This is a genomic window from Candidatus Dormiibacter sp. (genome assembly GCF_050999135.1).
Lineage (GTDB): Bacteria > Chloroflexota > Dormibacteria > Dormibacterales > Dormibacteraceae > Dormiibacter > Dormiibacter spiritus.
In genome coordinates, this window is the sequence record NZ_JBPCPN010000024.1 from 16344 (window position 1) to 40248 (window position 23905).

A 23905-nucleotide genomic window follows, 5' to 3' on the forward strand; every position below is an offset into this window, starting at 1 on the left:
CAAACCAGCCGTCACACACGAACCTGGTGGGGTTCTGGAAGGGGAGGCCTGCCTCCCCTTGCCCGTTGCCTGCCTCCCCTTGCCCTTCTTAGGCGGATTCGCCGAGGCGCTGCGGCGGTTCCACGGCGCCGTACTCGAACTCGGGTTCGGCGCGATCGCGGATCGAGTCGGCAGTGATGATGCAGCGCTTGATGTCCGGGCGCGAGGGAATCTCGAACATCGTGTTGAGCAACACCTCTTCGATTATCGATTTCAGCGCTCGCGCTCCCGTGCCACGGCCGACCGCCTTCTCAGCTATCGCTTCCAGCGAGCCCCGCTTGAAGACAAGCTCCACATTGTCAAGATTGAAGAACTTCTGATACTGCTTGGCCAGCGCGTTCTTGGGCTCGGTCAAGATCCGGACAATATCTGACTCATCCAGCGGATGCAGGGTGACCGTGATCGGTAAGCGGCCGATGAACTCGGGAATGAAGCCGTACTTCATCAGATCCTCGGGCTGCAGCAGGGCGAAGATCTCAGCCTTCTCGCGCTTGGCCAGCTTGGTGTTCGGCGAACCGAAGCCGATCGAGCGGCGACCGACGCGCTGTTCGATGATCCGCTCCATGCCATCGAAGGCGCCGCCGCAGATGAAGAGGATGTTGGTCGTGTTGATCTGGATGAAGTCCTGGTGGGGATGCTTGCGGCCGCCCTGGGGCGGCACGTTGGCAACCGTTCCCTCCAGGATCTTGAGCAGCGCCTGCTGGACCCCCTCGCCCGACACATCTCGCGTGATCGACGGGTTGTCCGACTTCCGCGCGATCTTGTCGATCTCGTCGATGTAGATGATGCCCCGCTCGGCCCGGCTGATGTCGAAGTCGGCGGCCTGGATCAGCCGCAGCAGGATGTTCTCGACGTCCTCGCCCACGTAGCCGGCCTCCGTCAGGCTGGTCGCATCGGCGATGGCGAACGGCACGTCCAGGATCTTGGCCAGTGTTTGGGCGAGATATGTCTTGCCGCAACCGGTGGGGCCCACCAGCAGCACGTTTGATTTGGACAACTCGACATCGCCGACGGATTTGGAGGCGGAAACGCGCTTGTAGTGGTTGTAGACCTGGACTGAGAGGACCTTCTTGGCTTCCTCCTGGCCTATGACGTACTGATCCAGGGACGCGGAGATCGACTTCGGGTTGGGCAGGAAACCCGGCTTCGCCTTCTTGGTGGTGCCGCTCCGCCCATCCTCCTCCAGCACCTCCTGGCAAAGGTCGATGCACAGATCGCAGATGTAAACACCGGGGCCGGCGACCAGCTTCCGCACCTGATCCTGGCCCTTGCCGCAAAACGAGCAGCGGGTGTAGCGGCGCCGGTCTTCCCGTTCGCTCATGAGCGGTACATGCTACGTCCCCATTGGCGCAGGGGGCGTGTGACCACGCAGAATCTCATTCGCGACACTGACGCATTCGCTGCAGATGTAGACACCGCCGCCGGCAATGAGCTTCACACCCCGCTCCCCACGTTGAGTGCCGCAGAATGAGCATTTGGGCAGATGCCGGACACTCTGGGGCTTCTTCGGCTTGCGGCGGAAGATCATGGTTACGCCTTCGCGATAGTCCCGGCGCCGTTGGCTCCGTTGGTTCCGGACGGGCTTCCATTGGCGGCCGCCAGTCGAGCCAGCAAGGCCGGGGACTGGATGATGTCGTCGATCAGCCCGTAGATCTTGGCCTGCTCGCTGGTCAGGAAGTAGTCGCGCTCGGTGTCCTGCTGAACCCGCTCAATGGGCTGCCCGGAGTGCTTGACGAGGATGTTGTTCAACACCTCTCTAGTGCGCAAAATCTCCTTGGCTTGGATCTGCATGTCGGTCGCCTGGCCCTGCATGCCGCCGGAAGGTTGATGGAGCAGGATGTTGGCGTGCGGTAGCGCGAACCGCTTGCCAGCTGCCCCACCGGCCAGCAGGATGGCGCCCATCGAAGCCGCCATGCCGATGCACATGGTGGACACCTCGGGCCGGATGTACTGCATGGTGTCATAGATCGCGAGCCCGGCGGAGACGTGGCCGCCGGGGCTGTTGATGTAGAGGTAGATGTCCTTTTCGGGATCCTCGCTCTGCAGGAACAGAAGCTGGGCGATGGCCAGGTTGGCGATCTCGTCATTGATGGGTGTTCCGATGAAGACGATCCGATCTTTCAACAGGCGGGAGTAGATGTCGAAGGCCCGCTCACCACGGTTGGTGCTCTCGACGACCATGGGGACCAGGTAGCCCTGCACCTCACTGCCAGCCATGCCGACATTGTAGGTAGGGGCCGGGGTCTCGCTATTCGGCAATCTGCACCTCCTCTTTGGCTTCGATCTGGCTGCCGCTGTCAGCGACCGGCTCGGCTCCGACCCGGGCGACCAGCGCCTCCAGGATGCTGAGCCTCAGCAGGCGATGGCGAAAGTAGTCGCGCGCGACCTCGTTCTTCTCCAGCTTGGCGATGTCCTCGCCCTTGGTCTCGGGGTCCTTCGCTGATTCGCTGCGGAGATACTCGGTCACCTCGTCCTCGGTGGGCTGGATGGCGAGTTCCTTGCCAGCGGCCTCCAGCACCATGTCCACCTTCAGGCGGTCGCTGGCGACCGGGGCCTCCTCGGCGCGGTACTCAGCCAGCGATTGCTTGCGATACTCCAGATACCTGTCCAGGCGCAGGCCCCGGTGCTTGAGCTTGTGCTCCAGCTCGTCGATCTGCCGGTCCAGCTCACGCTCGATCAGCGCCTTGGGCACTGTGACCTCGGACGAGTCGACCACCGCCTTCAACACCGAGCGCTCGAAGTTCAGCTCGTCCAGCCGCGCCGCTCTCTCCAACATCTGCTCGCGCAAAGCGCTGCGGAACTCTTGGGCCGTCTCCTGCTCGTTGTTGCTCAGCTGTTGGGCAAGCTCGTCGCTCAGCTCCGGGACGCGCTTCTCCTTGACCCCCGTCACTTTGACGTGCAGGGTGGCGGCCTTGTTCTTCAGCTTGTCATTGACGTGGTCCTCAGGCATCTGCACACGGACCTCGACGAGGTCACCCTCCCGCCTGCCGGGCAGCGCCGCCAGAAGCTCCGGCACGAGCACGCCTTCTGAGACTTCCAGCTCGAGTGCGGGCCGCGCCTCTTCCGGCAGCTCTTCGCCGTCCACACTCACTGTGAGGTCGCCGATGACCACGTCACCAGTTCGGATCTCTCGCTCGACCGGCTCGATCTCGGCCTGCTCGGCGCGGAGCTCGGCGATCCGCTCCTCAACCAGTTCGTCGTCGACAGTGCTGACCAGGCGCTCAACCCGGAGAGAGTCCAGGTCCGCCAGTTTGACTTCGGGCCAGACTGTGACAGTGGCAACGAGCGAGGCGGGCTTGCCCCGCTCCAGTTCAGTCACCTCCACTTCTGGTCGGTCGACCGACTCGATGCCCTGCTCTCGGATGGCTTCACTCACCACAGGCGGGATCAGGGCGTCGATGACCTCCTCCCGCAGTGCCGGCTCGCCGATGCGTGCTTCCAGCAGGGCGCGAGGCGCCTTGCCGGGCCGGAAACCCCCGATCTTGACGCGCTGGCTCAATCGCTGCAGCACGCGCTCGTAGGTCTGGTCCACCCGAAGGGCTGGAACCTCGATCGACAGCTTCAGCTGGCTTTCGGGCAGGGCCTCCTGGCTGACGGTGAGGCACGCCTCGGCAAGGGGGGTGATCGACATGCGGTCGCCCATTCTACGCAGCGGGTACAGTACCGCCGGGCTCAGCCCGGCTGGCCTGGACGGCGCTGCCGGGACGCTACCTCAGCGTCCGGGCGGACTCGGCCGAGGCGGCGAGCACTGCGGCGGGCAGTGGCCCGCGACGGGGCCGCCGGGATCGGGCGGGACGCCCGGCGCCGGCGCCGGTGACGGCATCGGGGCCCCGGGGGCACCCGGGGAGGGGCTGGCCGCGGGCGCGGCCTTCACCTCGCCGTTCAGGCTCTCGACCTGGGGCGCATCCTTCAACGCCCAGCTGTTGCCGGCGACCTTCATCACGTCGCTGGGCGGCTGGTACCAGTCGTTCGGCTGGCCCTTCAGCGCCCCCTCCATGAAGCGATGCCAGGCGGGCGCCGCGACATAGACGCCGTCTGAGTTGCCGCTCATGAAGTGTTGCTTGTTGGGGTCAGGGGACTGGTCGCCGACCCAGAAGACGCTGGCCAGCTGAGGCGTCCAGCCCACCGTCAACGCGTCGTGGAAGTTCTCAGTGGTTCCCGTCTTGGCTGCTGCATGGCGGTCGGGCAGATGCAGCGGTGTGCCCCGGCCGAAGACGAGGCTGCGATTCTGATCGTCATCGAGGATGGAAGAGATCATGAAGGCCACGCCGGGATCGAGCGCCAGGCGCTTGCCGCGCTCGGGGTCTGCCTGATACAGCGTCTGGCCTCGGTTAGTCGTCACCTGCAGGATCGCCTCCGGCTGGTGGTAGTAGCCGAGATCGGCCAGCACCGAAAGCGCTGTCACATGTTGGAGCAAGGTGATGGCGTGGCCACCGAGGGTCAACGTCGGCCCGTATTGACTGGTGGCAGCGTCCGGCTGGCCGCCCGCGAGCGGCCGCAAACCGAGGTTGCGGTAGAAGTCGACCAGCTGCGGAATGCCCACCGCCTCCTCCGCCTTCACCGCTGACACGTTGAGCGAGTTGGCCAGCGCCACCCGCAGTGGCTGTGGTCCGTAGTAGGTGTTGACGTTGTAGTTGTGGGGCGTGAACTTACCGCCGCCCGGAATCGGGACCGAGTAGTCCTTGGGCCCGTCCAGGATCAGCGTGTCCATGGTGGCCTTGCGGCTGTTGATCAGCGCCGCATAGGTGTACGGCTTGACGGAGGAGCCCGGATTCACAGGCACGTCGCCCACGAAGTCGAAGTTCCCGGCTGGTCCGTTGAAGTCCGGCGACCCGACATAGGCGATGAGCTCCCCATTGCGCGGATCCATGGCCACCATGGCCGAGGTCAGGAGCCCGTCTTTATCCCGGTACTTGTTGGCGTTCAGGTTGTCCCGCACGACCTGTTCGCCGAGCTGCTGCTGCTTCCAGTCCAGCGTCGTGCGGACGATCAGCTGCTGATCCGAGTTGGCGAGGCCCAGCCGCTCCAGCTCAGCCTGCACGTAGTTGACGAACTGCGTCGCCAGAGCACCGTTCGTCGGAGCGTTGATGTTCAGCGGTTCGGCGGCTGCCTTGTCACGCTGGTCGACGCTGATATCCCCCGCCCGCAGCATGGCGTCCAGGACCTCGGCCTGCCGCAGCTTGGCGGCCGGGAGGCGAAGCACAGGGTCGTAGGCCGAGGGCGATTGGGGCACGCCGGCCAGAAGTGCCGACTCGGCCAAATCGAGGTCCTTGGCGTGCTTGTGAAAGTAGGTGAGCGCGGCGGACTCCACGCCGTACTGCTGCTCCGAGTAGTTGTTCTGGTTCAGATACATCTGCAGGATCTGCTGCTTGGAGTAGGACTGATTGAGCTGGTAGGCCAATGCGAGCTCCTTGAGCTTGCGCTGATACGTCTGATCGGAGTTCAGGAAGCGCTGCTTCACCAGCTGCTGAGTGATCGTGGACCCACCACCCACCACTGTGCCGTGGCGCAGGTCGGCCAGAGCGGCCCTGACGATGCCCTGGGCGTCATAGCCCTCGTTCGTCCAGAAAGTCCGGTCCTCCGTGTCGACGGTGGCCTGGATCAGCTTGGGCGAGATCTTGTCGAGCGTGACGTCCTGGTGATGATCCCCGTGATGGCCGATGTCGGCCAGCTGGACACCGTTGCGGTCGTAGATCAGGGTGTCGCCCCGAAACGCGCTGGAGTCGAGCCCCTGCACCGAGGGCAGGCTGTCGAAGAACGAGGTGGCGTAGACGTCGCCCACCCCGGCCAGCACTATCAGTCCGCAGACGAGGATCAAGAGCGTGCGCAGGGCTGCCCGCCGGGAACGCCGGCGACCCAGCGGGGACCAGGGGGCATGCAGCCTCGCTCTTGGCCGGCGCCCCGAATCCGTTACGTAATGGGAAGGGTCCTTCATTGAGCAGGGGGGATTCTAGGGACGTTAAGCCCTCGGTGACAATCGTGCGGGTACGTGCTGGCGAGAACCGCTGCTGGCGAGCAAAGGTAACGCGCGCCCGCCGACCGGATCTCCCACAGCAAGAAAAGAGGACCGAGGGGCGTGCCCTCCGTCCTCTTCACTCAGCTGGGAGTCGATGCTCTAGGCGTTGCCGAGGGGACTGCCGGCGGTCGTCAGGTTGACAACTGCCACCACACCGTCGATGGAGTGCGCGCGCTCAGCTGCCGCATCAGCCGCCGAGGCATCGCCGACGGCGCCACGCAGGTACACGGTGCGACCTTCCACGGCCACTCGAAGGCCCTCCGGATGCTCCCCGATGGCAGCTCGCACCTTCTCCTCCAGTTCTGCTTCGCTCGGCGCAACACTGCCGGGGCCACCGTTCCCGCGCACCTTCTGCACCTTGTCCACCACGGTGCCGATACCCTGGGTCTGAACCTTTTCCACCACGCCGCCGATCCCGCCCAACTCCGCATAGCGCTGGCGGGCGGTCTGCTGCAGCTGTTTGGCCTGTCCAGCCAGGGCTTCGCGACGGCCGCGGTCATAGGCCAGATAGGCGATCGCCGCGCCCAGTCCGATCAGAAGCAGCCCACCCGCGATGGGTAGACCGCGGCGGCGGGGCTGGGGACGAAGTCGATCTTCGACCGAGGCGAGCAGGGAATCCGCGTAGCGGCCGCCCTGGTCCGCGTAGCGCGCCCCCTGCTTCTTAGCCAGCTTCGAATACCGCTCGCTGTGCTTGCGCGCCTGCTTGGCGTACTTGCTGCCGCGATCGCGGAGGTCGTCAACGTCGACGCCCTGAATCCGCCGTTCAAACGAGTTCCGCAAGGAGGTGAGGCCCTTGATGAGCTGATCGAGCGCCAGCTCGCCTGTCGATAGTGCTGTTTTCATAGGGCCTAGGCTACGCCGTCGGACGTTTCTTCGGCCACCTTGGCCCCGGTCGCGAAGACATCGGCGGCGGGGCTCAGGCGCTCCTGCCGGGTGCCTGGAAAGTGAACGCGTACGCCGGGTCGGCCAGGTCCGCCCAGCTCCCAGCCGGCGGCGAACAAATCTGCTGCCTGCTGGAAGTCTCGAGCCTGCACAATCTGCTTGCCGTCGGTGAAGGCGATCGTCTGCTGGCGCGCGCCGGGGAAGCCGAGCCGGACCTCCCCTCCCGTCTTCAAGTTGAACCTGTAATCGTCGAAGGACCCTTCCGCAGCGGCGGCGATCAGGGCCTCCATGCTGACCAAATTCCCTGCCCGCATGTCCAGCTTCACACTCTTGCGACGCTCCATCGAGCGCAGGCGGTCGCGGCGGCGAAGCTCCACCAGGCAGCCGTCGCGCTCAGCACGCAGCTGGCCGAGCTCCGCCTCCAGGGGTCGCATCTGTGCCATCAGCCGCTCGACGCGCTCCTTCAGGGCGGAGTCGGCAAGCTGACCCAGCTCGTCACTCATTGAGACCGAGTTTATCAACCGCCGAGTTGACAAATCGGTAGAATCCAAGCCTGAATGGATCGCAAGCCAGACGTACTCGCCTTCCTGAAGGAGCGCGGCCAGGCCAGCCTGCCCCAGGTGGCAAACCATCTCCAGGTTTCGAAGCAGGCGGCTCTACGCCATCTCGACGCCCTGGAGCAGCAGCGCCTGGTCCAGGTGCTGTCAGGTGCTCCCAGCGGTCCCGGCCGGCCCGGTCACATCTACCGGCTGACGGAGGCGGCCCAGCAGGCCTTCCCCAGCGGCCACCGTGAGTTGGCCCACGAGCTGGTCTCCTTCTTGGACGGGGAAGCACTCGAGCGCTTCTTCGCGGACCGCTCGGAACGTCTCGAGCGCCAGCATCAGCAGCGGCTGGCCGGCCTAGACTTGAAGGAGCGCGTGCGGGAGGTGGCCCGGCTGGCGACTGAGCGGGGTCACATGTCGCAGGTCAGCGAGGCGGACGGCAAGCTCTCGCTCAAGCACTGCAACTGCCCCATCGGCGACGTCGCGGTCCGCACAGGCCATGCCTGCCGGCAGGAGCTCGACATGTACAAGCGCGTGTTCCAGGCCGAAGTCGAACGGAAGACATGGGCAGCTGGTGGCGACACCGACTGCTCCTACGAGATAGTGATTTCCCCGGAGCAACGCTCTCCGGGGCCAGGGGTGAACACAGTTGGCTGATTTCGAGATCAAGGATTTGCGTGTCGGGGTTGAGGGCCGCGAGATCCTGAAGGGCGTCTCCCTCCAGGTGAACCGGGGTGAGGTCCACGCAGTGATGGGACCGAACGGCTCGGGCAAGAGCACACTCTCCAATGCCCTGATGGGCCATCCGAGCTACCAGGTCCTCGGCGGCGAGGTCCTGCTCAACGGGCAGAGCCTGCTCGAACTGCAGCCCGACCAGCGCGCTCGCCTGGGCCTCTATCTCGCCTTTCAGTACCCCATTGTGGTGCCTGGCGTCACCATGGCCAACTTCCTCCGCACCGCGCTCAACGCCCAGCGCGGCTACGACGGCAAGGATAAGGCCAAGGCGATCGGCCCCAAGGAGTTCCGCGAGCTGCTGGCCGAGCCGATGAACACGCTGCGGATCGACAAAAGCTTCCTCTCCCGGTACGTCAACGAGGGGTTCTCGGGCGGCGAGAAGAAGCGGGCCGAGATCCTGCAGATGGCGGTGCTGCGGCCGACGATGGCACTGCTGGACGAGACCGACTCCGGCCTGGACATCGACTCCATCAAGTACGTGAGTGAGTCGATCAACTCCATGCGGGGGGGCGAGCTCGGCATCCTGATCATCACTCACTACACGCGGATTTTGAAGTTCATCCAGCCTGACTACGTGCACGTCTTGGTCAACGGTCAGGTGGTGCGTTCGGGCGGCTCCGAGGTCGCGGACCAGCTGGAGAACACGGGTTACTCGGAATGGGTCGACGAACCCGCCGCGGCAGCGGCGGTGGCAGAGGAGGTCTAGGCGATGGCGGTTGCTCCCAGGATCAACGTCGGCGACGACTACAAGGAGAAGTACGGCTTCTTCGATCCCGAGAACTACGTCTTCAAGGCAAAGCGAGGGCTTTCCCCCGAAATCATTCAGGAGATCTCCTGGATGAAGCAGGAGCCTGAGTGGATGGCCAAGCTGCGCCTGCGCGCGCTCGACATCTTCAGGAAGAAGCCGATGCCGACGTGGGGCGCCGATCTCTCCAAGATCGACTTCGAGAACATCTTCTACTACTTGAAGTCGAGCGAGAAGCAGAGCACTTCCTGGGACGACGTGCCCGACGACATCAAGCGCACCTTCGACCGGCTGGGCGTGCCCCAGGCCGAGCGCAAGTTCCTGGCCGGCGTGGCCGCCCAGTACGAGTCCGAGGTCGTCTACCACTCACTGCACAAGGATTTGGAGAAGAAGGGCGTCCTCTTCCTGGACACCGACTCCGGCCTGCGCGACCATCCTGAGCTCTTCCAGGAGTACTTCGGCACAGTCATCCCGGCCGCCGACAACAAGTTCGCGGCCCTGAACACGGCAGCCTGGTCGGGCGGCTCCTTCATCTACGTGCCCAAGGGCGTGAAGGTCGATATCCCGCTGCAGGCCTACTTCCGCATCAACGCTGAGAACATGGGTCAGTTCGAGCGGACTCTCATCATCTGCGACGAGGATTCTTTCGTCCACTACATCGAGGGCTGTACGGCGCCGATCTACACGACCGATTCCCTCCACTCGGCGGTGGTCGAGATCATCGTCAAGAAGGGCGCTCGCTGCCGCTACACCACCATCCAGAACTGGTCGACCAACGTCTACAACCTGGTCACCAAGCGCGCATTGGCTTACGAGGGCGCGACCATGGAATGGGTCGATGGCAACCTGGGCTCCGCCGTCACCATGAAGTACCCCTCTGTCTACCTGATGGAGCCCGGCGCCAAGGGCGACGTGCTCTCGATAGCGTTTGCCGGCAAGGGCCAGCACCAGGACGCGGGGGCCAAGATGGTGCACGCAGCGCCCAACACGACTTCAACCATCACCTCCAAGTCGATCTCCAAAGCGGGCGGCAGGACTTCCTACAGGGGCCTGGTCAAGGTCCAGCCCGGCTCCAGCCACGTCAAGTCGTTCGTCAAGTGTGACGCTCTGCTGCTGGACGACCAGTCGATCAGCGACACCTATCCCTACATCGAGTGCGATGAGAGCGAGGTCACGATCGGCCACGAGGCGACAGTTTCCAAGGTCTCGGACGAGCAGCTCTTCTATTTGATGAGCCGCGGCATCAGCCAGGTGGAAGCGGAGACCATGATTGTCAACGGCTTCATCGAGCCGTTCACCAAGGAGCTGCCGCTTGAGTATGCAGTGGAGCTGAACCGGCTGATCCAGCTGGAGATGGAGGGCTCTGTCGGTTGACGGCACTGGTCCTGAGCGCCGCCGACGAGCTGGCGGGCCTTCATGACGAGCCTGCCTGGCTGCGCGCCAAGCGGAGGCAGGCGTTCGCCGTCTACGAGCGGCTGCCGCTGCCCCAGCGCACCGAGGAGGAATGGCGCCGGACGAGCCTCAAGGGCCTGGACCTGGACGCGTTCCAAGCCTTTGAGGCGGCCGGCGCTTCTGCGCCCGCCACGCCCATCGCTGACACGGCTGGAGTGCTGCGCCAGAGCGGCTCCGAGCCGGGCAAGGTGGAGATCGACCCCGAGCTGAGCCGCGCCGGCGTGCTCTTCGTGCCGCTCTCGCAGGCGGCTCGTGAATACCCGGAGCTGGTCCAGAAGCACCTCTTCCAGGAGGTGCGGCCCGACCGCGACAAGCTGGCGGCGCTTCACGCCGCGCTCTTCAGCGGTGGCACCTTCCTCTACGTCCCGGACGGCGTCAGCATCGCGAAGCCGTTCGTCTCCCAGTTTTGGTCCTCGACCGGCGGCGCACTGGTGCTGCCGCACACGCTGATCATCGCCGGCCGCGGCAGCTCCTTCAACCACGTCGACGAGTTCCTCTCGCCGGACCTGGAGCGGCCATCCTTGACCAGCGGCTCGGCCGAGATCTTCGCGGGAGAGGCGTCGAATGTGGGCTACGTGGCTCTGCAGCGCTGGGGCAACCACGCTTGGCAGTTCGCCGACGAGCGAGCCCGTCTGGAGAAGGACTCGACTGTCCGCATGGTGCACGCCGGGCTGGGCGCGCGCTTCAGCAAGAACCGCGTGGAAGCGTCGCTCAACGGCCCTGGCGCTCGGGCGGAGCTGAAGGCGCTTTACTTCGGTACCGGCCAGCAGTTCTTCGACTTCCACACGCTCCAGCAGCATGTGGTAGGGCACTCGACCTCGGACCTGCTCTTCAAAGGCGCTCTGCGCGAGCAAGCCCAGAGCGTCTACGCGGGGCTGATCCGGATCGAGGTGGGCGCAAGCGGGTCGGACGCATACCAGGCCAATCGCAACCTGCTTCTGTCGAACCAGGCCAAGGCGAACTCCATCCCCATGCTCGAGATCATGAACAACGACGTGCGCTGCACCCACGGTGCCACCGTGGGCCCTGTGGATCCCGAGCACCTCTTCTATCTGGAGAGCCGGGGCATCCCGCCGATGGTCGCCCAGAGGATGGTGGTGCACGGCTTCTTCGGCCAGGTGCTGGAGCGCATCCCCGTCCAGCAGGCGCGAGAGCTGGTCGAACAGGAGCTCGAGGATCGGATCGGCTTCTAGTGGACAGTCGGTGCCAGGTGGACCAGTGAAACACCTGGTGGGCAAGGTCGAGGACCAGGCGGTCGACACCATTCGCAAGGTGGTGGTCGACGGCGAGGAGGTGTGCCTGGCGCATGCCGAGGACGGCACCTACTACGCCATCTCGGACATCTGCAGCCACGAGGAGTTCTCCCTCAGCGACGGTGAGCTGTGGGGCCTCCAGGTGGAGTGCCCTGTGCACGGCTCCCGCTTCAATCTGGCCACCGGAGCCTGCTCCGGCCCGCCGGCCACCGAGCCTGTGCGGGCCTATCCGGTGACTGTGGAAGGAGACGATGTCTACGTCGAGCTCTAGTCCCGTGAGTGCCGGCTTGGCCTCGCCGCCGCTGGACGTGGAGCGAATCAGGGCTGACTTCCCCTTCCTGGCGACCGGGGTGGCCTACCTCGATTCCGCCAACACCTCGCAGCGACCGCTGCCGGTGCTGGCGGCGATGGACGCCTACCACACGCAATTCAACGCCAACATCCACCGCGGCGCCTACAAAGCCTCGGAGCAGGCGACTGAGCGGTACGAGGCGACCCGCGAGACCGTCAGGCGCTTCCTCAACGCTCGCTCGCGGCGCGAGATCATCTACACCCGCGGCACGACCGAGGGCATCAACCTGGTCGCTTATTCCTGGGCTCGGCGCAACCTCCTCCCCGGCGACCTGATTGTGCTGACGATCATGGAGCACCACTCCAACCTCGTGCCCTGGCAGCTGGTGGCCGAGGCCACGGGGGCGAGGATCGAGTACGTCGACATCGACGAGGGGGGCGAGCTCCGCCAGGATCAGTACAGGGCGCTGCTGCAACAGGAGCCGAAGCTCGTCGCCTTCTCCCAGGTGTCGAACACGCTCGGCACCATCAATCCCTACCGGGAGATGACCGCTGCGGCCAAGGCCGTCGGAGCGGTGGTTTTGATCGATGGGGCGCAGGGGGCGCCGCACCTGGGCGTCGACGTGCAGGCGACGGGCTGCGACTTCTATGCCTTCAGCGGCCACAAGATCTGCGGTCCGACAGGGGCAGGCATCCTCTACGGACGGCGGGAGCTGTTGGAGGCGATGCCACCGTTCATGGGCGGCGGGGACATGATCAAGACTGTCAGCACGACTGGCACCACGTATGCGCCGCTGCCCGAGAAGTTCGAAGCCGGAACTCAGGCGATCGCGCAGGTCATCGGGCTCGGCACAGCCATCGACTACGTGAGCGAGATCGGCCTCGGCGCCATCCACGAGCATGAGCAGCAGCTGACCGAATACGCGCTGGAAGCGATGTCTGAGATCGACGGTCTGCGTCTCTTCGGCCCCCCGGCGCAGCGGCGGTCGGGCGTCATCTCGTTTGATTTGGCAGGTGTGCATCCGCATGACGTGGCCACCATCCTGGACCGCCACGGCGTCGCCGTCCGAGCCGGCCATAACTGCACGCAGCCGCTGATGCGGCGGCTGGACGTGCCGGCCGTTGCTCGGGCGTCGTTCTATCTGTACACGACGCGGGATGAGGTGGACCGCCTGCTGGTGGCCCTTCGAGATGCCCAGAGGATCTTCGCCTGATGGTCGACGACCAGTTCTATCGCGAGTACATCCTGGACCACTACAAGAACCCGCGGAATTTCGGTCGGCTGGAGCAGCCTGACGTGAGCCACGAGGAGCTGAACCCGCTCTGCGGCGATGTGATAGGCATGGACTTCAGGCTGGCGGAGGGGAAGATCGAGGACGTGCGCTTCCACGGCCGCGGCTGCGCCATCTCCCAGGCCTCCGCCTCTCTCTTGACTGAGCGGCTGAAGGGCATGCCACTGGAAGAGGCCCGGAAGATCTCCAAGGAAGAAGTGCTGGAAGAACTCGGTATCGAGATCTCGCCGGCGCGGATCAAGTGTGCGCTGCTTTCGCTGAAGGTGCTGAAGGTCGGCGCCTACGGCTTGGCGGAGGGAGAATTCGAAGAGGATGAGGATGACAGCTGAGGAAATGACCGAGAGTGGATTTCGCGATCTGAAGATCGAAGAGATCCAGAAGTTGATCGACTCGGGCGAGTATGAGGTGATCGATGTGAGGGAGGGCTGGGAACGCGAGAGCGGACACATCCCCGGTTCGCGCCACGTGGTGCTGAACCAGATTCTCATGAACCCCACCGCTCACAAGTTCACTGACAAGACGATCTTCGCCTGCGAGGTGGGCGAACGCTCAGCTGTCGCCTCCGAGATGGCTGTCGCGCTGGGCGCCAAGGATGTGGTCAACTTCCGCGGCGGCCACAAGGCCTGGCGGGAAGCGGGCAAACCGATGGAGAAAGGACTCTGATGACCGAGGAAATGCAGGCCACAGCGACAATAAAGGAGGAGGACGTCTACAACGTCCTCCGTGAGTGCTACGACCCCGAGATCCCCGTCAACGTGGTCGACCTGGGGTTGATCTACGAGGTGGCGATCAAGCCGCAGCGCGTGGACGTCAAGATGACTCTCACGGCGATGGGCTGTCCGATGGCCGGCGAGGTGATGACCGACGTGCGAGACCACCTGCTGCGGCTGCCTGGTATCGAGGACGCCGGGGTGGAGATCGTCTACGACCCGCCCTGGACTCCCGAGCGGATGACCGAAGACGCCCGCTGGGAACTGGGCATGGTCTAAGGCCAAGGCCTTAGAGTCCAGCCTCGCGTCTTTACCTACCAGCCTTTAATCAAAGTCGCCGCGCTGTCTTGACCAGCGTTCGGACCGCTGGGTAGGTCACGAGCCCCCGGGGCCAGAGTGACCGAGCCCACGGCAGAGAACAGCGCCCAGCCGACCGAATAGCCGTGCTCGCAGTCGTCGGCAGGCCCGCAGCCGGGCTGATCGATGGCGCCTGCGAAGGCGACGAGCAGACCCAGAGTGAGGATCGCGCTTCCGTAGAACCACAGGGCAGTCAGCCGCAACCAAAGCCCGACCGGCCACCTCAACGGGCCACCCAGCAACCCATGGCCAGCGGCACGAGCAGCAGTGGCAGCAACAGCCGTGGCCACGGCAGGAGCCGGAAGACGGGAATAGCGGCCCCGGCGGCAACGACAACCTGCCAGCCAAGCGCCCACACGCATGTGAGCACCACTGACACCACGCTCTCCGGCAGCAGAGCCGGCTGCAGCGCCGCGGGGACCTGAGGTGGCTTCACTTCGCGGGAAACGTCACCGCCACAATTCAGCTACGTTCCCCTGCCGCGGCAGCATGTCAGCCGCAACCGCCGTGAGGTGACGCCGCGGCCGAATTCAAAGTGGGAAGTGCCTAAACTCACTTTTCGGATGGAGACTGTTCCTTTTCGGCCTGGACTGGAGGGCGTGGTCGCCGCCCAAACCGAGATCAGCGAGGTGGATGGTCAGAACGGCCGTCTGATCTATCGCGGCGGGCACCTCATCAATGAGGTCGCCGATCGCTCATATGAAGCGATCGCCTACCTGCTCTGGCAGGGTGAGCTGCCCAGCCAGGAGCAGGAGGCCGAGCTCAAGGCTCAGTTCGCCCAGCACCGCAGCCTCAATGAACAGGCCCGAGCGGCGCTGGCCGGCCTCCGCGCGGACGTGGACCCGATGGACGCTCTCCGCACCCTGCTCTCCGCCCAGACGGCAGCTCCCGGCTGTCCCAAGCCCACGCTGGACGAGGCGGTCAAGATCACCGCTGTCCTGCCGACCGAGGTGGCGGCGTTTTACCGCAGGGTCCAGGGCAAGGAGCCCATCGATCCCCGCAGCGACCTGGGCCACGCCGCCAACTTCGTCTACATGCTCGAGGGCAAGGAACCGAGTCCCGACAGAGTCCGCTACCTGGAGAGCTACCTGGTCCTCCTGGCCGACCACGGCCTCAACGCCTCCACCTTTGCCACCCGAGTGACAGCGTCCACCGGCAGCGACCTGGCCTCCGCCATCGTCGCCGGAGTCGCCGCCCTGAAGGGGCCGGCTCACGGCGGAGCAGCCACAGCTGCCATGGTGATGCTGGAGAAGGTCGGCGGTGCTGACAACGCTGAGAAGTTCGTCGTCGATCTGCTCAACAACAAGGGCCGGCTGATGGGGTTCGGCCACCGCATCTACCGCACCTACGACCCGCGCGCAAAGATCCTGAAGCAGCTGGCGGAGCAGGGCAATCCCGAGTTCTACGCAGTTGCCGCCAAGGTGGAGGAAGTGGCCCTGCGCGAACTGTTGGCTCGCCACCCAGAACGGCCCAACGCCACCAACGTGGACTACTACTCAGCCGGCGTGTTGGCCGCGGCCGGCTTACCGAAGGAGTTCTTCACCTGCGTCTTCGCGGCCTCCCGGGTCGCGGGTTGGACCGCCCACGTGCTGGAGTACATGGCGAAGGACGGCCGCATTCTTCGTCCGGCCTCCGAGTGGTTGGGCCCGGAACCAGGCGCCCACAACTCAAGCGACAACTGATGGCGGCGAGTGAGTACGACGTCGCCATCCTGGGCGGCGGCACCGGCGGCTACACTGCGGCGATCCGAGGCGCGCAGCTCGGGCAGCGCGTCGTTCTGGTGGAGCAGGCCAAGGTGGGCGGCACCTGCCTACACCTCGGCTGCATCCCAACCAAGGCCCTGCTGGAGTCGTCGAACCTCTTTCACAAAGTTCACGCGCGGGGCAGTGAGTACGGTGTCAACGGCGAGGTCAAATTCGATGCCGCCACGGTCGCCAGCCGCCGCGACGCTATCGTGAACCAGCTCTGGAAGGGAGTTCAGGGCCTGATGAAGAAGAACCGCGTCGATGTCATCGAAGGCCACGGAACGATGAGCGGCAGGGACAGCATCCAGGTCGGCGAGCAGACGATCAAGGCCAGGGCGGTCATCGTGGCGACAGGCTCCCGCCCCCGAGGCCTACCAGGAGTCGAGTTCGACGGGCGGCGCGTGATCAACTCCGACCACGCGGTCCTGGCCACTGAGATCCCCCGTTCGATGGCCATCATCGGCGCCGGCGCTATCGGAGTCGAGTTCGCCACCTACTACCGGCAGCTCGGCGCCGAGGTGACGCTGGTGGAAGCCCTGCCCCGGCTCGTCCCGCTGGAGGACGAAGAGGTCTCGAAGGTCATGCTCCAAGCTTTCAAGAAATCGGGCATCGATTGCCGCGTAAACGCCAGGGTCCAAGAGGTGAGCCCGGCGGAGGACGGCGTGACGCTCCGGCTTGAAGACGGTGAGGTGAGGGCGGAGCAGCTGCTGATCGCCATCGGCCGGGTGGCCAACAGTGACGACTGCGGGCTCCAGGAAGCCGGCGTCGAGTGTGACGAGCGCGGTTTCGTCAAGACCGATGAGTGGATGCGAACCAACGTTGCAGGCATCTGGGCGATCGGCGACGTCGTCGGGGGCTTCCTGCTGGCCCATGCGGCCGCGCATGAGGGTGTCACGGCGGTCGAGGACATCGCCGGAAAGCGAATCCACGCCATGGAGCAGGACCTCATCACCCGCTGCACCTACTCCACACCCGAGATCGCGTCGGTCGGCCTGACCGAGGCCCAGGCTCGCGAGCAGGGCCACGAGGTCAAGAGCGGGAAGTTCCCCTTCCTAGCCAACGGTCGGGCCCTGATTCACGGTGAGACCGAAGGTTTCGCCAAGCTGATCGCCGACGGCAAGACAGGCCAGCTGCTGGGCGCCCATGTCGTCGGCGTGCAGGCGACGGAGCTGATCGCCGAGCCTGCCCTCGCCCGCCTCTTCCAGGGCGACGCTTGGGAGATCGGCCGCAACATCCATCCCCACCCGACCCTCACCGAGGTGCTCGGTGAGGCAGCGCTCGCGGTCGATGGAGCCGCGCTCAACATCTAAGGATGAGCTAGACATGGCCCAGACGCAATCCAAGGCAAAAGAGACCACCAGGGTCGAGGAGTGGTACTACCAGGAACCGGTCGACTGGCGAGACACCGATCTGGACGAGGAGACGCTGCGCAGCTGGTTTCATCTCATGCTGCTGGGCCGCCAGATCGATTACCGCTGTCAGGTCCTGAACCGCCAGGGTCGAGCGCCGTTCATCATCTCCTGTGCCGGTCACGAGGCAGCCCAGATCGGGGCCTCCTGGCCTCTTCGGCCCCAGCACGACTGGATCTCTCCCTACTACCGCGACGTAGTCCTCTGCTTCCGCATGGGGCTGACGCCGCTGGACCTCATGCTCTCGGTGCTGGCCAAGCCGGCGGACCCCGCCTCGGGCGGCAAGCAGACTCCCGGCCATTTCAGCGACACCCGGCACAACATCATCTCCGGCGGTTCGCCCCTGGCGACGCAGATGGTCCACGGCGTCGGCGCCGCCTACGCGCTCAAGATGGACGGCGCGGACAAGATGGTCCTGACCTCCTACGGTGAGGGCGCCGGCGCCGAGGGTGACGCCCATGAGGCCTTCAACTTCGCCGCGATCTACAAGCTGCCCATCGTCTTCCTCTGCCAGAACAACGGCTTTGCCATCTCGACGCCCTTCAACAAGGAGTACGCGGTCGAACACGCTGCGCAGCGAGCTCTCGGCTACGGTTTCCCCGGCGTCACCCTCGATGGGCGCGACCCGGTAACCGTCTACCACGTCGCCAAAGAGGCGGTGGCTCGAGCGCGTGGGGACCAGGGCCCGACTCTCATCGAGACGATTGTCGACCGCCTGGGCGCGCACTCTTCAGAAGACGATCAGCGGCGCTACCGCACCCAGGAGGAGCTGGAACAGCTGTCCTCCAATGACTGCCTAAGCCGCTTCCGGACCAAGCTGATCGAGCAGGACATCCTCAGTGAGAAGCAGGTCCAGGAGTACGAGGACGACGTCAAGGGGGAAGTCACCCAGGCGACCCGACAGGGGCTTGACTCCCCCGACGCCAAGCCTGAGGACGCGCTGACCAACGTGTACGCGTTGAGCGTGCCCGAGGCCAAGGATCCCGCGCCGGACGCCGAGACGGAAGAGGTCAACATGGTGCAGGCGCTGCGGGATGCCCTCGCGTGGGAGATGGAGCACGACGAGCGCGTGGTGGTGCTGGGCGAGGACGTCGGGCCGAAAGGCGGGGTGTTCCTGGTCACCGACGGCCTCTACCACCGCTTCGGCGGCGAACGTGTCCTGGACACACCGATCGCTGAATCCTCCATCGCGGGCGTCTCCCTGGGCCTCGCCCTCGCCGGCAAGCGGCCGGTGGCGGAGATGCAGTTCACAGACTTCGCCCACATGGCCTTCAATCAGATCACCAACGAGATTGCGAAGTTCCGCTACCGAACCAACGGCGATTGGGGAGTGCCCATGGTCATCCGCGCGCCGATGGGCGGTCACGTACATGGCGCTCTCTACCACTCGCAGTCAGTCGAGGCGCGCTTTGCGACACCGGGCCTGAAGATAGTCATTCCCTCGACTCCTTATGAGGCGAAGGGCTTGCTCTTCTCAGCCATGCGCGATGAGGATCCTGTGCTCTTCTTCGAGCACAAGCGCCTCTACCGCATGGTTAAGGAGGCGGTGCCCAAGGGTGATTACCTGATCCCGCTACAGCAGGCCAGGGTCGTGCGAGCCGGGGATGACATCTCGGTCTTCTGCTACGGCCTGATGGTGCACTACGCGCTGCAGGCGGCGAAGAACCTGGAGGAACAGGGCTATAGCATCGAGGTGGTCGACCTGCGGACAGTCTATCCACTGGACAAGGACGCCATCCTGGCCTCAGCCCGCAAGACCGGTAAGTGCCTGGTCCTCTACGAGGACAACTTCAGCGTTTCGATAGGCTCCGAGGTGGCTGCCATCATCGCCGACGAGGCGTGGCGCTGGCTCGACGCTCCTGTCAAGCGGCTGGGCGGCCTGGATGTGCCGGCGATGCCGTACGCGGAGCCGATGGAGAACTTCTTCATGCCCAATCCCGAAAAGGTCACGCAGGCGCTGAAGGAGCTGGCGGAGTTCTAGTGGACGCTAGCTGATGCCAACCACCAAGGTGACGATGCCGCAGCTCGGCGAGTCCGTCCATGAGGGGACGATCTCCAAGTGGCTGGTGAAGCCGGGTGACAAGCTGGTGGAGTTCGAGCCCATGCTCGAGGTGGACACCGACAAGGTGAACGCCGAGGTGCCGGCGCCGGTGACGGGTGTGCTGAAGGAGATCCTGGCCCAGGAAGGCGCGACAGTCCAAGCCGGCAGCGAGATCGCCATCGTCGAGCTCGAGGGTGATGGTAAGGGCGCAGCCGCTCCTGAGAAGGTGGAGGCAACCGCCGCGGCGGCAGATGAGCCGGCAGGCGGCGGCGACGCCATGCCGTCGGCTGAACAGGCGCGAGCCGCCGACGCTCAGCCCAGACCGTCGCCGCAGGCGGCGCCTCAAGCTCAGGCCCCGGCGGAAGCCGCCGAAACCCCGGCGGAAGCCGCCGAAGCTCCAGCCGCCGCCGAGCGGGACAGCCAGGTGCATCGTTTCTCGCCCGGCGTGCTCATGCTGGCCGAGGAGAGCGGCGTTGATCTCGCCCGGATCAAGGGGACAGGGCTCGGCGGCCGGGTGACCAAGCGGGACGTGCGCCAGTTCGTGGAAGGACAGAGCGGCGCGGAGCCTGCACCGGCGGAATCGGTGCCGGCCGGCGCCACCTCGACGCCAGGCGCCGCAGCCGAGCAGCCAGCTGCCGCACGCGAGGGCGACCAGACAGTTCCACTCACGCGCATGCGGCGGCTGATCGCCGAAAACATGACCAAGTCGAAGGCGACCATCCCCCACGCCTGGCAGACGCAGGAGGTGGACATGAGCGGCGTGGTGGGCAACCGCTCTCGCCACAAGGCGGCCTTCGCCGAGCGGGAAGGCTTCTCACTCACCTACCTGCCTTATGTGATCGCCGCCGCGGTAGCCTCCCTGCGCGAGCACCCCGAGGTCAACGCCACCTTCAATGGCGACGCGATCCTGGTCCACGGCAACATCAACCTGGGCGTCTCCGTTGGCTTTGAGGACACGCTGCTTGTGCCGGTGATCAAGAGCGCCGACTCCCTCTCGCTGGCAGGCATCGCCCGGGCTGTGAACGACCTCGCGGGTCGCGCGAAGACCAAGCAGCTGAAGGGGGACGACCTGCAGGGCGGCACCTTCACTGTCAACAACTCGGGCACTTTCGGCACGCTGTTCAGCTACTCGGTGATCAGCCCCGGCCAGGCCGGCATCCTGACCATGGAGGCGATCGTCGAGCGCCCCGTGGCGGTCAGAGGGATGATCGGGATCAAGCCCATGATGTACCTGTGCTTCAGCTTCGACCACCGGACGCTGGACGGTCTCCAAGCAGCGCGCTACCTGACCAGCTGCCGCCAGTGGCTGGAAGCGGTCACCGCCGAAACCCCTATCTACTGAAGCTCCACGACTACAGATGACACCTGAGCCGGGGGTCCGGAGGCTGGCCCTGCTGGTCCAGACGAGAGATGAGCCAGGCGTTCTGCACGAGATCGCCGGCGCCATCCTGGGCCATCAGGCCAACATCACCTACATCGCCACCTCAGCTGTCGGCGAGACGCAGATTGAGCTTGAGGGGTTTGCCGACAGCGGGAGGTTGCTGGCCGACCTGCAGGCTCTGGAGGTGGTGGAATCGGTGCTGCCCGTGCCCTCCTTCGACCACATCTTCGGCAAGCGCGTCATAGTGGTCGGAGGTGGCGCGCAGGTAGGGATGGTGGCGCAGGGCGCCATCGCCGAGGCGGATCGCCACAACATCCGAGGTGAGCGCATCTCCGTCGACACCATCCCACTCGTCGGCGAAAGCCAACTGGCGCAGTCGGTGCGGGCTGTGGCCCGGCTGCATCGCGCCCGGGCGCTGGTGCTGGCCGGAGCGCTAATGGGGGGTGAGATCACGACCGCCGTTCGCGAAATTCAAGAGGCGGGGATCATTGTCCTGTGCACAAGCATGGCCGGCTCGGTGGTGGAAACTGCCGATCTGGTGGTGAGCGACCCGTTGGAGGCTGGTGTGATGGCGGTGATGCTGGTTGCCGACACTGCGCAGTTCTCGATCGACCGAGTTCGCGGTCGCCGGTTCTAACCCCGCCTTTGCCAGCCGCAAACCGGTAGGCAATCCAAAACAAGTGATGAGTCAAGACAACGCACACGTGTGCGTACTCTGTGGAAAACTGGCCCAGCACTCACCGCCAGCGGCTGGCGTCGTCGCCTGAGCGTTTCTGTTTTCCGGGCCAGACCCACGTTAAGCGATGGCGCTGTGCTGGCGCAACTTCGAAAACCCGTTCGCCGCCAGGCCGAACTTTGTAGCTTTCTGGGCGAGCCCTGAGAATCGCCCAGCGCCGAAGTGGTGGTTCGCGACGGGCGGACACTAGCGCCAACGTTTGCCTCTCTCGGCGCCATCTACACTTGGCGGATGCCTTGCTCTCAGAAAGACGCCGAAACAGTAGTCGCCGCCGCCCACGCCAAGGCCAGAGAGCTTGGGATCCAGGTGACAGTCGCAGTGGTCGACGAAGGGGGGCTGCTCCAAGTGCTGAGCCGTATGGACGGCGCCCCGCCGATCTCGGCTCAGATCGCCGAGGCGAAGGCGGCCGGCGCCGCTCTGTGGCATCGCGAGGGCGACTCGCTGGCCCAGGTCCAGCAGCAGCGGCCGGCGTTCTTCACGCAGGTGGACCGCTTGGCGCGGCTGCCGATAATGCCCGGCGAGGGCTCGCTGCTCATGCGCCGGGGCGACGCGATCCTGGGCGCAGTGGGCGTCAGCGGGGGTACGCCGGCCCAGGACCGGGAGTGCGCTCAGGCAGGCATCGACAAGCTCTAGGCCAGTGGCGCCCGGTTCAGGGAGGGCCAGTTGACTCGGAGGCCTTGCCCCTGGCGGCGAAGCGGAACCAGCCAAGTGGCGTCGTGCGAGTCGTCGCCAGCGCAGCGCCCAGGACCACGAGCACAAAACCCGCGCCCATCCCCAACGTGAAAGTCTCGCCCAGCACTACCACGCCGAGCAGCGCCGCAACCGCCGGGTTGATGTAGGTGATGACCGTGGCGCGCACCGGTCCGATCTCCGCGATGAGCGCGAAGAAGAGCAGGAATGCGACTGCCGTGCAGACCAAGGCCAGGGCAGCGACAGAGCTCAGCACGCCCGCGGCTGGGATCGACCTAGGCCACTGCGCAGCGGCGAACGGCGCATAAGCCAATGCGCACAGTCCGAGCGAGACAGCGATGACGCTCACCGGCGGCAGGTCGCTCAGGTGGCGGGCCAGGATCACCGGCCCCAAGGCATAGCCGACCACGACGAGGGCGAGCTGCGCCAAGGGGAGGAAGCCGGTCGCGCGCAGATCAGACCCCACTATCGCTGCCACGCCGAAGAGGCCGATGGCCAGGCCGGCAAGGAGGGTCGGGCTGATCCGGTCGCGCTGGCCCAGGACGACGGCGACGACCGTGGCCACAAGCGGCACAGTCGAGATCAGCAATCCGGTGAGTGAGCTGGAGATCTGCTGCTCGGCGCTCGACAGGAACAACCAGGGGATGGCGATCTCGATGGCAGCGAAGGCGAGAAGCCAGGGCCACCTGCTCGAGAGGGATCGCAGGTTGACACCGCGCTTCAACGCGATCGGCAGCAGCACCAGCGCCGCCAGCCCTGTCCGCAGGAAGACAAGCGTCGCCGGCGAGAGCTCGCTGACAGCTATCCGAATGAAGAGGTACGGGATACCCCACACCAGGCACATCGAGGCGAACAGCAGGAGGCCGCGGCGCGTCACCTGGGCCCCTGCGCTGAGCCGGTTGCCGGCCGAAGGCACTCCGGGCGGCCTCGCGGCGCGCGCCGGACAGTCATTTCGTAGGCTCGGCAGTCAGGGCCCGGGCGTCGAAGGTCACGCGCACGGCAGTTATCTTGCCGTTTTCCACCTGGCTCCAGTTGGCTGTTGCGCAGGGTGGGGCGACTGTGGGTCTTCAGTGATCGGTGGTCTCCTTCCTGATTCGTCTTCCGCTGGGCGGACCTCACGAACCCGGCTGGAGCCGCGTGGCAACGCCTATGCGGTTCCAGGCGTTGATCGCCAGGATGAGGCTCATCAGTTGAGCCAGGTCCCCGTCTGAGAAGTGGTTAGCCGCGCCCTGATACACGCCATCCGGCACGTGGCTCTCACTGAGCCGCGTCATCGAGTCAGTGAGCTCAAGAGCCGCGCGCTCCCGCTCGGTGTAATAGGGTGCCTCCCGCCACGCCGGCAGCGCGTAGAGGCGCTGCTCAGCCTCGCCCCCGTTTCGAGCGTCTGAGCTGTGGGCGTCGATGCAGTAGACGCAGCCGTTGAGCTGAGAGGCGCGGACTCGCACCAGCTCCTTCAGAGGCGGCTCCAGTCCCTCTCCCGCGACCGCGTCGAGAGCCAGCACCGCCTTGTAGACGCGAGGCGCCAATGACTTGATGGAAATCCGTTGTTTGGTCTCTGTGCTTGCCATGTCTCCACCCTAGGCTGTTGG

At 65.3% G+C, this 23905-nt stretch carries 25 protein-coding genes and 1 pseudogene; 15 read left to right on the top strand and 11 right to left on the bottom strand.

Features of this window, described 5'->3' with window-relative positions:
• Nucleotides 1-88: 88 nt before the first annotated feature.
• From clpX to ACR2MZ_RS05420, 7 genes and pseudogenes are all read right to left on the bottom strand, one after another.
• The gene (gene clpX, locus ACR2MZ_RS05390; protein ID WP_434004044.1) at nucleotides 89-1360 is read right to left on the bottom strand and encodes an ATP-dependent Clp protease ATP-binding subunit ClpX; all 1272 of its coding nucleotides are present in this window, start codon (nucleotides 1358-1360) and stop codon (nucleotides 89-91) included.
• Between the two features lie 24 nt (nucleotides 1361-1384).
• Nucleotides 1385-1567: pseudogene (locus tag ACR2MZ_RS05395) on the bottom strand (ClpX C4-type zinc finger protein); the annotation flags it as partial.
• A gap of 2 nt (nucleotides 1568-1569) precedes the next feature.
• On the bottom strand, nucleotides 1570-2256 hold the full coding sequence (gene clpP, locus ACR2MZ_RS05400) for an ATP-dependent Clp endopeptidase proteolytic subunit ClpP (RefSeq protein WP_434004045.1): 687 nt from the start codon (nucleotides 2254-2256) through the stop codon (nucleotides 1570-1572).
• Between the two features lie 31 nt (nucleotides 2257-2287).
• The gene (tig, locus tag ACR2MZ_RS05405) at nucleotides 2288-3670 is read right to left on the bottom strand and encodes a trigger factor (protein WP_434004046.1); all 1383 of its coding nucleotides are present in this window, start codon (nucleotides 3668-3670) and stop codon (nucleotides 2288-2290) included.
• A gap of 81 nt (nucleotides 3671-3751) precedes the next feature.
• A complete protein-coding gene (locus ACR2MZ_RS05410; protein ID WP_434004047.1) occupies nucleotides 3752-5974 on the bottom strand; it encodes a transglycosylase domain-containing protein in 2223 nt (740 codons plus the stop codon).
• A gap of 180 nt (nucleotides 5975-6154) precedes the next feature.
• Nucleotides 6155-6898, bottom strand: a complete 744-nt coding sequence (locus tag ACR2MZ_RS05415) for a BON domain-containing protein (protein WP_434004048.1) — start codon at nucleotides 6896-6898, stop codon at nucleotides 6155-6157.
• Nucleotides 6899-6903: 5 nt separating this feature from the next.
• Nucleotides 6904-7440, bottom strand: coding sequence for a hypothetical protein (locus ACR2MZ_RS05420; RefSeq protein WP_434004049.1), 537 nt, complete (start codon nucleotides 7438-7440; stop codon nucleotides 6904-6906).
• 54 nt (nucleotides 7441-7494) lie between these two features.
• Between ACR2MZ_RS05420 and ACR2MZ_RS05425 the strand changes: the two genes are divergently transcribed.
• From ACR2MZ_RS05425 to ACR2MZ_RS05465, 9 genes are read left to right on the top strand one after another with little or no spacing between them, the layout of a single operon-like run.
• Nucleotides 7495-8136: a helix-turn-helix transcriptional regulator gene (locus ACR2MZ_RS05425; RefSeq protein WP_434004050.1), complete on the top strand. Its 642-nt coding sequence runs from the start codon at nucleotides 7495-7497 to the stop codon at nucleotides 8134-8136.
• Nucleotides 8129-8920: a Fe-S cluster assembly ATPase SufC gene (gene sufC, locus ACR2MZ_RS05430; RefSeq protein WP_338178719.1), complete on the top strand. Its 792-nt coding sequence runs from the start codon at nucleotides 8129-8131 to the stop codon at nucleotides 8918-8920. The genes ACR2MZ_RS05425 and sufC overlap by 8 nt, the downstream gene beginning before the upstream one ends.
• A gap of 3 nt (nucleotides 8921-8923) precedes the next feature.
• Nucleotides 8924-10333 carry a Fe-S cluster assembly protein SufB gene (sufB, locus tag ACR2MZ_RS05435; protein ID WP_434004051.1) on the top strand — a complete coding sequence of 470 codons (1410 nt, stop codon included), beginning with the start codon at nucleotides 8924-8926 and terminating at the stop codon, nucleotides 10331-10333.
• Nucleotides 10330-11604, top strand: coding sequence for a Fe-S cluster assembly protein SufD (gene sufD / locus ACR2MZ_RS05440; protein ID WP_434004052.1), 1275 nt, complete (start codon nucleotides 10330-10332; stop codon nucleotides 11602-11604). Before sufB ends, sufD begins: the two co-directional genes overlap by 4 nt.
• A gap of 10 nt (nucleotides 11605-11614) precedes the next feature.
• Nucleotides 11615-11935, top strand: a complete 321-nt coding sequence (locus tag ACR2MZ_RS05445; protein WP_434004053.1) for a non-heme iron oxygenase ferredoxin subunit — start codon at nucleotides 11615-11617, stop codon at nucleotides 11933-11935.
• Entirely contained in the window at nucleotides 11916-13169 is a 1254-nt protein-coding gene (locus tag ACR2MZ_RS05450) for an aminotransferase class V-fold PLP-dependent enzyme (RefSeq protein ID WP_434004054.1), read from the top strand. Before ACR2MZ_RS05445 ends, ACR2MZ_RS05450 begins: the two co-directional genes overlap by 20 nt.
• Nucleotides 13169-13576, top strand: a complete 408-nt coding sequence (gene sufU / locus ACR2MZ_RS05455; RefSeq protein WP_434004055.1) for a Fe-S cluster assembly sulfur transfer protein SufU — start codon at nucleotides 13169-13171, stop codon at nucleotides 13574-13576. The genes ACR2MZ_RS05450 and sufU overlap by 1 nt, the downstream gene beginning before the upstream one ends.
• Nucleotides 13566-13910: a rhodanese-like domain-containing protein gene (locus ACR2MZ_RS05460; protein WP_434004056.1), complete on the top strand. Its 345-nt coding sequence runs from the start codon at nucleotides 13566-13568 to the stop codon at nucleotides 13908-13910. The genes sufU and ACR2MZ_RS05460 overlap by 11 nt, the downstream gene beginning before the upstream one ends.
• On the top strand, nucleotides 13910-14236 hold the full coding sequence (locus ACR2MZ_RS05465) for a metal-sulfur cluster assembly factor (protein ID WP_434004057.1): 327 nt from the start codon (nucleotides 13910-13912) through the stop codon (nucleotides 14234-14236). Before ACR2MZ_RS05460 ends, ACR2MZ_RS05465 begins: the two co-directional genes overlap by 1 nt.
• A 35-nt stretch (nucleotides 14237-14271) precedes the next feature.
• On the opposite strand, the gene ACR2MZ_RS05470 is transcribed toward ACR2MZ_RS05465, so the two are convergent.
• Nucleotides 14272-14541, bottom strand: a complete 270-nt coding sequence (locus ACR2MZ_RS05470) for a hypothetical protein (protein WP_434004058.1) — start codon at nucleotides 14539-14541, stop codon at nucleotides 14272-14274.
• Entirely contained in the window at nucleotides 14538-14750 is a 213-nt protein-coding gene (locus ACR2MZ_RS05475) for a hypothetical protein (RefSeq protein WP_434004059.1), read from the bottom strand. The genes ACR2MZ_RS05470 and ACR2MZ_RS05475 overlap by 4 nt, the downstream gene beginning before the upstream one ends.
• A 127-nt stretch (nucleotides 14751-14877) precedes the next feature.
• On the opposite strand from ACR2MZ_RS05475, the gene ACR2MZ_RS05480 reads away from it, so the two are divergent.
• The 6 genes from ACR2MZ_RS05480 to ACR2MZ_RS05505 all read left to right on the top strand — a co-directional run bounded on the left by ACR2MZ_RS05480 (nucleotide 14878) and on the right by ACR2MZ_RS05505 (nucleotide 22259).
• On the top strand, nucleotides 14878-15996 hold the full coding sequence (locus ACR2MZ_RS05480) for a citrate/2-methylcitrate synthase (protein ID WP_434004060.1): 1119 nt from the start codon (nucleotides 14878-14880) through the stop codon (nucleotides 15994-15996).
• Entirely contained in the window at nucleotides 15996-17369 is a 1374-nt protein-coding gene (lpdA, locus tag ACR2MZ_RS05485) for a dihydrolipoyl dehydrogenase (protein ID WP_434004061.1), read from the top strand. Before ACR2MZ_RS05480 ends, lpdA begins: the two co-directional genes overlap by 1 nt.
• 13 nt (nucleotides 17370-17382) lie before the next feature.
• Nucleotides 17383-19449: an alpha-ketoacid dehydrogenase subunit alpha/beta gene (locus tag ACR2MZ_RS05490; RefSeq protein WP_434004062.1), complete on the top strand. Its 2067-nt coding sequence runs from the start codon at nucleotides 17383-17385 to the stop codon at nucleotides 19447-19449.
• 13 nt (nucleotides 19450-19462) lie between these two features.
• Nucleotides 19463-20851, top strand: coding sequence for a dihydrolipoamide acetyltransferase family protein (locus ACR2MZ_RS05495; protein ID WP_434004063.1), 1389 nt, complete (start codon nucleotides 19463-19465; stop codon nucleotides 20849-20851).
• A gap of 16 nt (nucleotides 20852-20867) precedes the next feature.
• Entirely contained in the window at nucleotides 20868-21527 is a 660-nt protein-coding gene (locus ACR2MZ_RS05500; RefSeq protein ID WP_434004064.1) for a DUF5612 domain-containing protein, read from the top strand.
• A 330-nt stretch (nucleotides 21528-21857) separates the two neighbouring features.
• Nucleotides 21858-22259, top strand: a complete 402-nt coding sequence (locus ACR2MZ_RS05505; protein WP_434004065.1) for a GlcG/HbpS family heme-binding protein — start codon at nucleotides 21858-21860, stop codon at nucleotides 22257-22259.
• A 16-nt stretch (nucleotides 22260-22275) separates the two neighbouring features.
• Here the strand turns inward: ACR2MZ_RS05505 and ACR2MZ_RS05510 are convergent, their stop codons facing one another.
• Nucleotides 22276-23232 (bottom strand): DMT family transporter, encoded by a 957-nt coding sequence (locus ACR2MZ_RS05510; protein WP_434004066.1) that lies wholly within the window; start codon nucleotides 23230-23232, stop codon nucleotides 22276-22278.
• A gap of 199 nt (nucleotides 23233-23431) precedes the next feature.
• Nucleotides 23432-23884, bottom strand: a complete 453-nt coding sequence (locus ACR2MZ_RS05515) for a carboxymuconolactone decarboxylase family protein (RefSeq protein ID WP_434004067.1) — start codon at nucleotides 23882-23884, stop codon at nucleotides 23432-23434.
• Between the last annotated feature and the right edge of the window lie 21 nt (nucleotides 23885-23905).

Excerpts from the sequence above, each read along its gene's own strand:
- clpX (WP_434004044.1), bottom strand. The coding sequence starts at position 1,360 with ATGAGCGAACGGGAAGACCGGCGCCGCTACACCCGCTGCTCGTTTTGC.
- clpP (WP_434004045.1), bottom strand. The coding sequence starts at position 2,256 with ATGGCTGGCAGTGAGGTGCAGGGCTACCTGGTCCCCATGGTCGTCGAG.
- tig (WP_434004046.1), bottom strand. The coding sequence starts at position 3,670 with ATGTCGATCACCCCCCTTGCCGAGGCGTGCCTCACCGTCAGCCAGGAG.
- ACR2MZ_RS05410 (WP_434004047.1), bottom strand. The coding sequence starts at position 5,974 with ATGAAGGACCCTTCCCATTACGTAACGGATTCGGGGCGCCGGCCAAGA.
- ACR2MZ_RS05415 (WP_434004048.1), bottom strand. The coding sequence starts at position 6,898 with ATGAAAACAGCACTATCGACAGGCGAGCTGGCGCTCGATCAGCTCATC.
- ACR2MZ_RS05420 (WP_434004049.1), bottom strand. The coding sequence starts at position 7,440 with ATGAGTGACGAGCTGGGTCAGCTTGCCGACTCCGCCCTGAAGGAGCGC.
- ACR2MZ_RS05425 (WP_434004050.1), top strand. The coding sequence starts at position 7,495 with ATGGATCGCAAGCCAGACGTACTCGCCTTCCTGAAGGAGCGCGGCCAG.
- sufB (WP_434004051.1), top strand. The coding sequence starts at position 8,924 with ATGGCGGTTGCTCCCAGGATCAACGTCGGCGACGACTACAAGGAGAAG.
- ACR2MZ_RS05450 (WP_434004054.1), top strand. The coding sequence starts at position 11,916 with ATGTCTACGTCGAGCTCTAGTCCCGTGAGTGCCGGCTTGGCCTCGCCG.
- sufU (WP_434004055.1), top strand. The coding sequence starts at position 13,169 with ATGGTCGACGACCAGTTCTATCGCGAGTACATCCTGGACCACTACAAG.
- ACR2MZ_RS05460 (WP_434004056.1), top strand. The coding sequence starts at position 13,566 with ATGACAGCTGAGGAAATGACCGAGAGTGGATTTCGCGATCTGAAGATC.
- ACR2MZ_RS05465 (WP_434004057.1), top strand. The coding sequence starts at position 13,910 with ATGACCGAGGAAATGCAGGCCACAGCGACAATAAAGGAGGAGGACGTC.
- ACR2MZ_RS05480 (WP_434004060.1), top strand. The coding sequence starts at position 14,878 with ATGGAGACTGTTCCTTTTCGGCCTGGACTGGAGGGCGTGGTCGCCGCC.
- lpdA (WP_434004061.1), top strand. The coding sequence starts at position 15,996 with ATGGCGGCGAGTGAGTACGACGTCGCCATCCTGGGCGGCGGCACCGGC.
- ACR2MZ_RS05490 (WP_434004062.1), top strand. The coding sequence starts at position 17,383 with ATGGCCCAGACGCAATCCAAGGCAAAAGAGACCACCAGGGTCGAGGAG.
- ACR2MZ_RS05495 (WP_434004063.1), top strand. The coding sequence starts at position 19,463 with ATGCCAACCACCAAGGTGACGATGCCGCAGCTCGGCGAGTCCGTCCAT.
- ACR2MZ_RS05500 (WP_434004064.1), top strand. The coding sequence starts at position 20,868 with ATGACACCTGAGCCGGGGGTCCGGAGGCTGGCCCTGCTGGTCCAGACG.
- ACR2MZ_RS05505 (WP_434004065.1), top strand. The coding sequence starts at position 21,858 with ATGCCTTGCTCTCAGAAAGACGCCGAAACAGTAGTCGCCGCCGCCCAC.
- ACR2MZ_RS05515 (WP_434004067.1), bottom strand. The coding sequence starts at position 23,884 with ATGGCAAGCACAGAGACCAAACAACGGATTTCCATCAAGTCATTGGCG.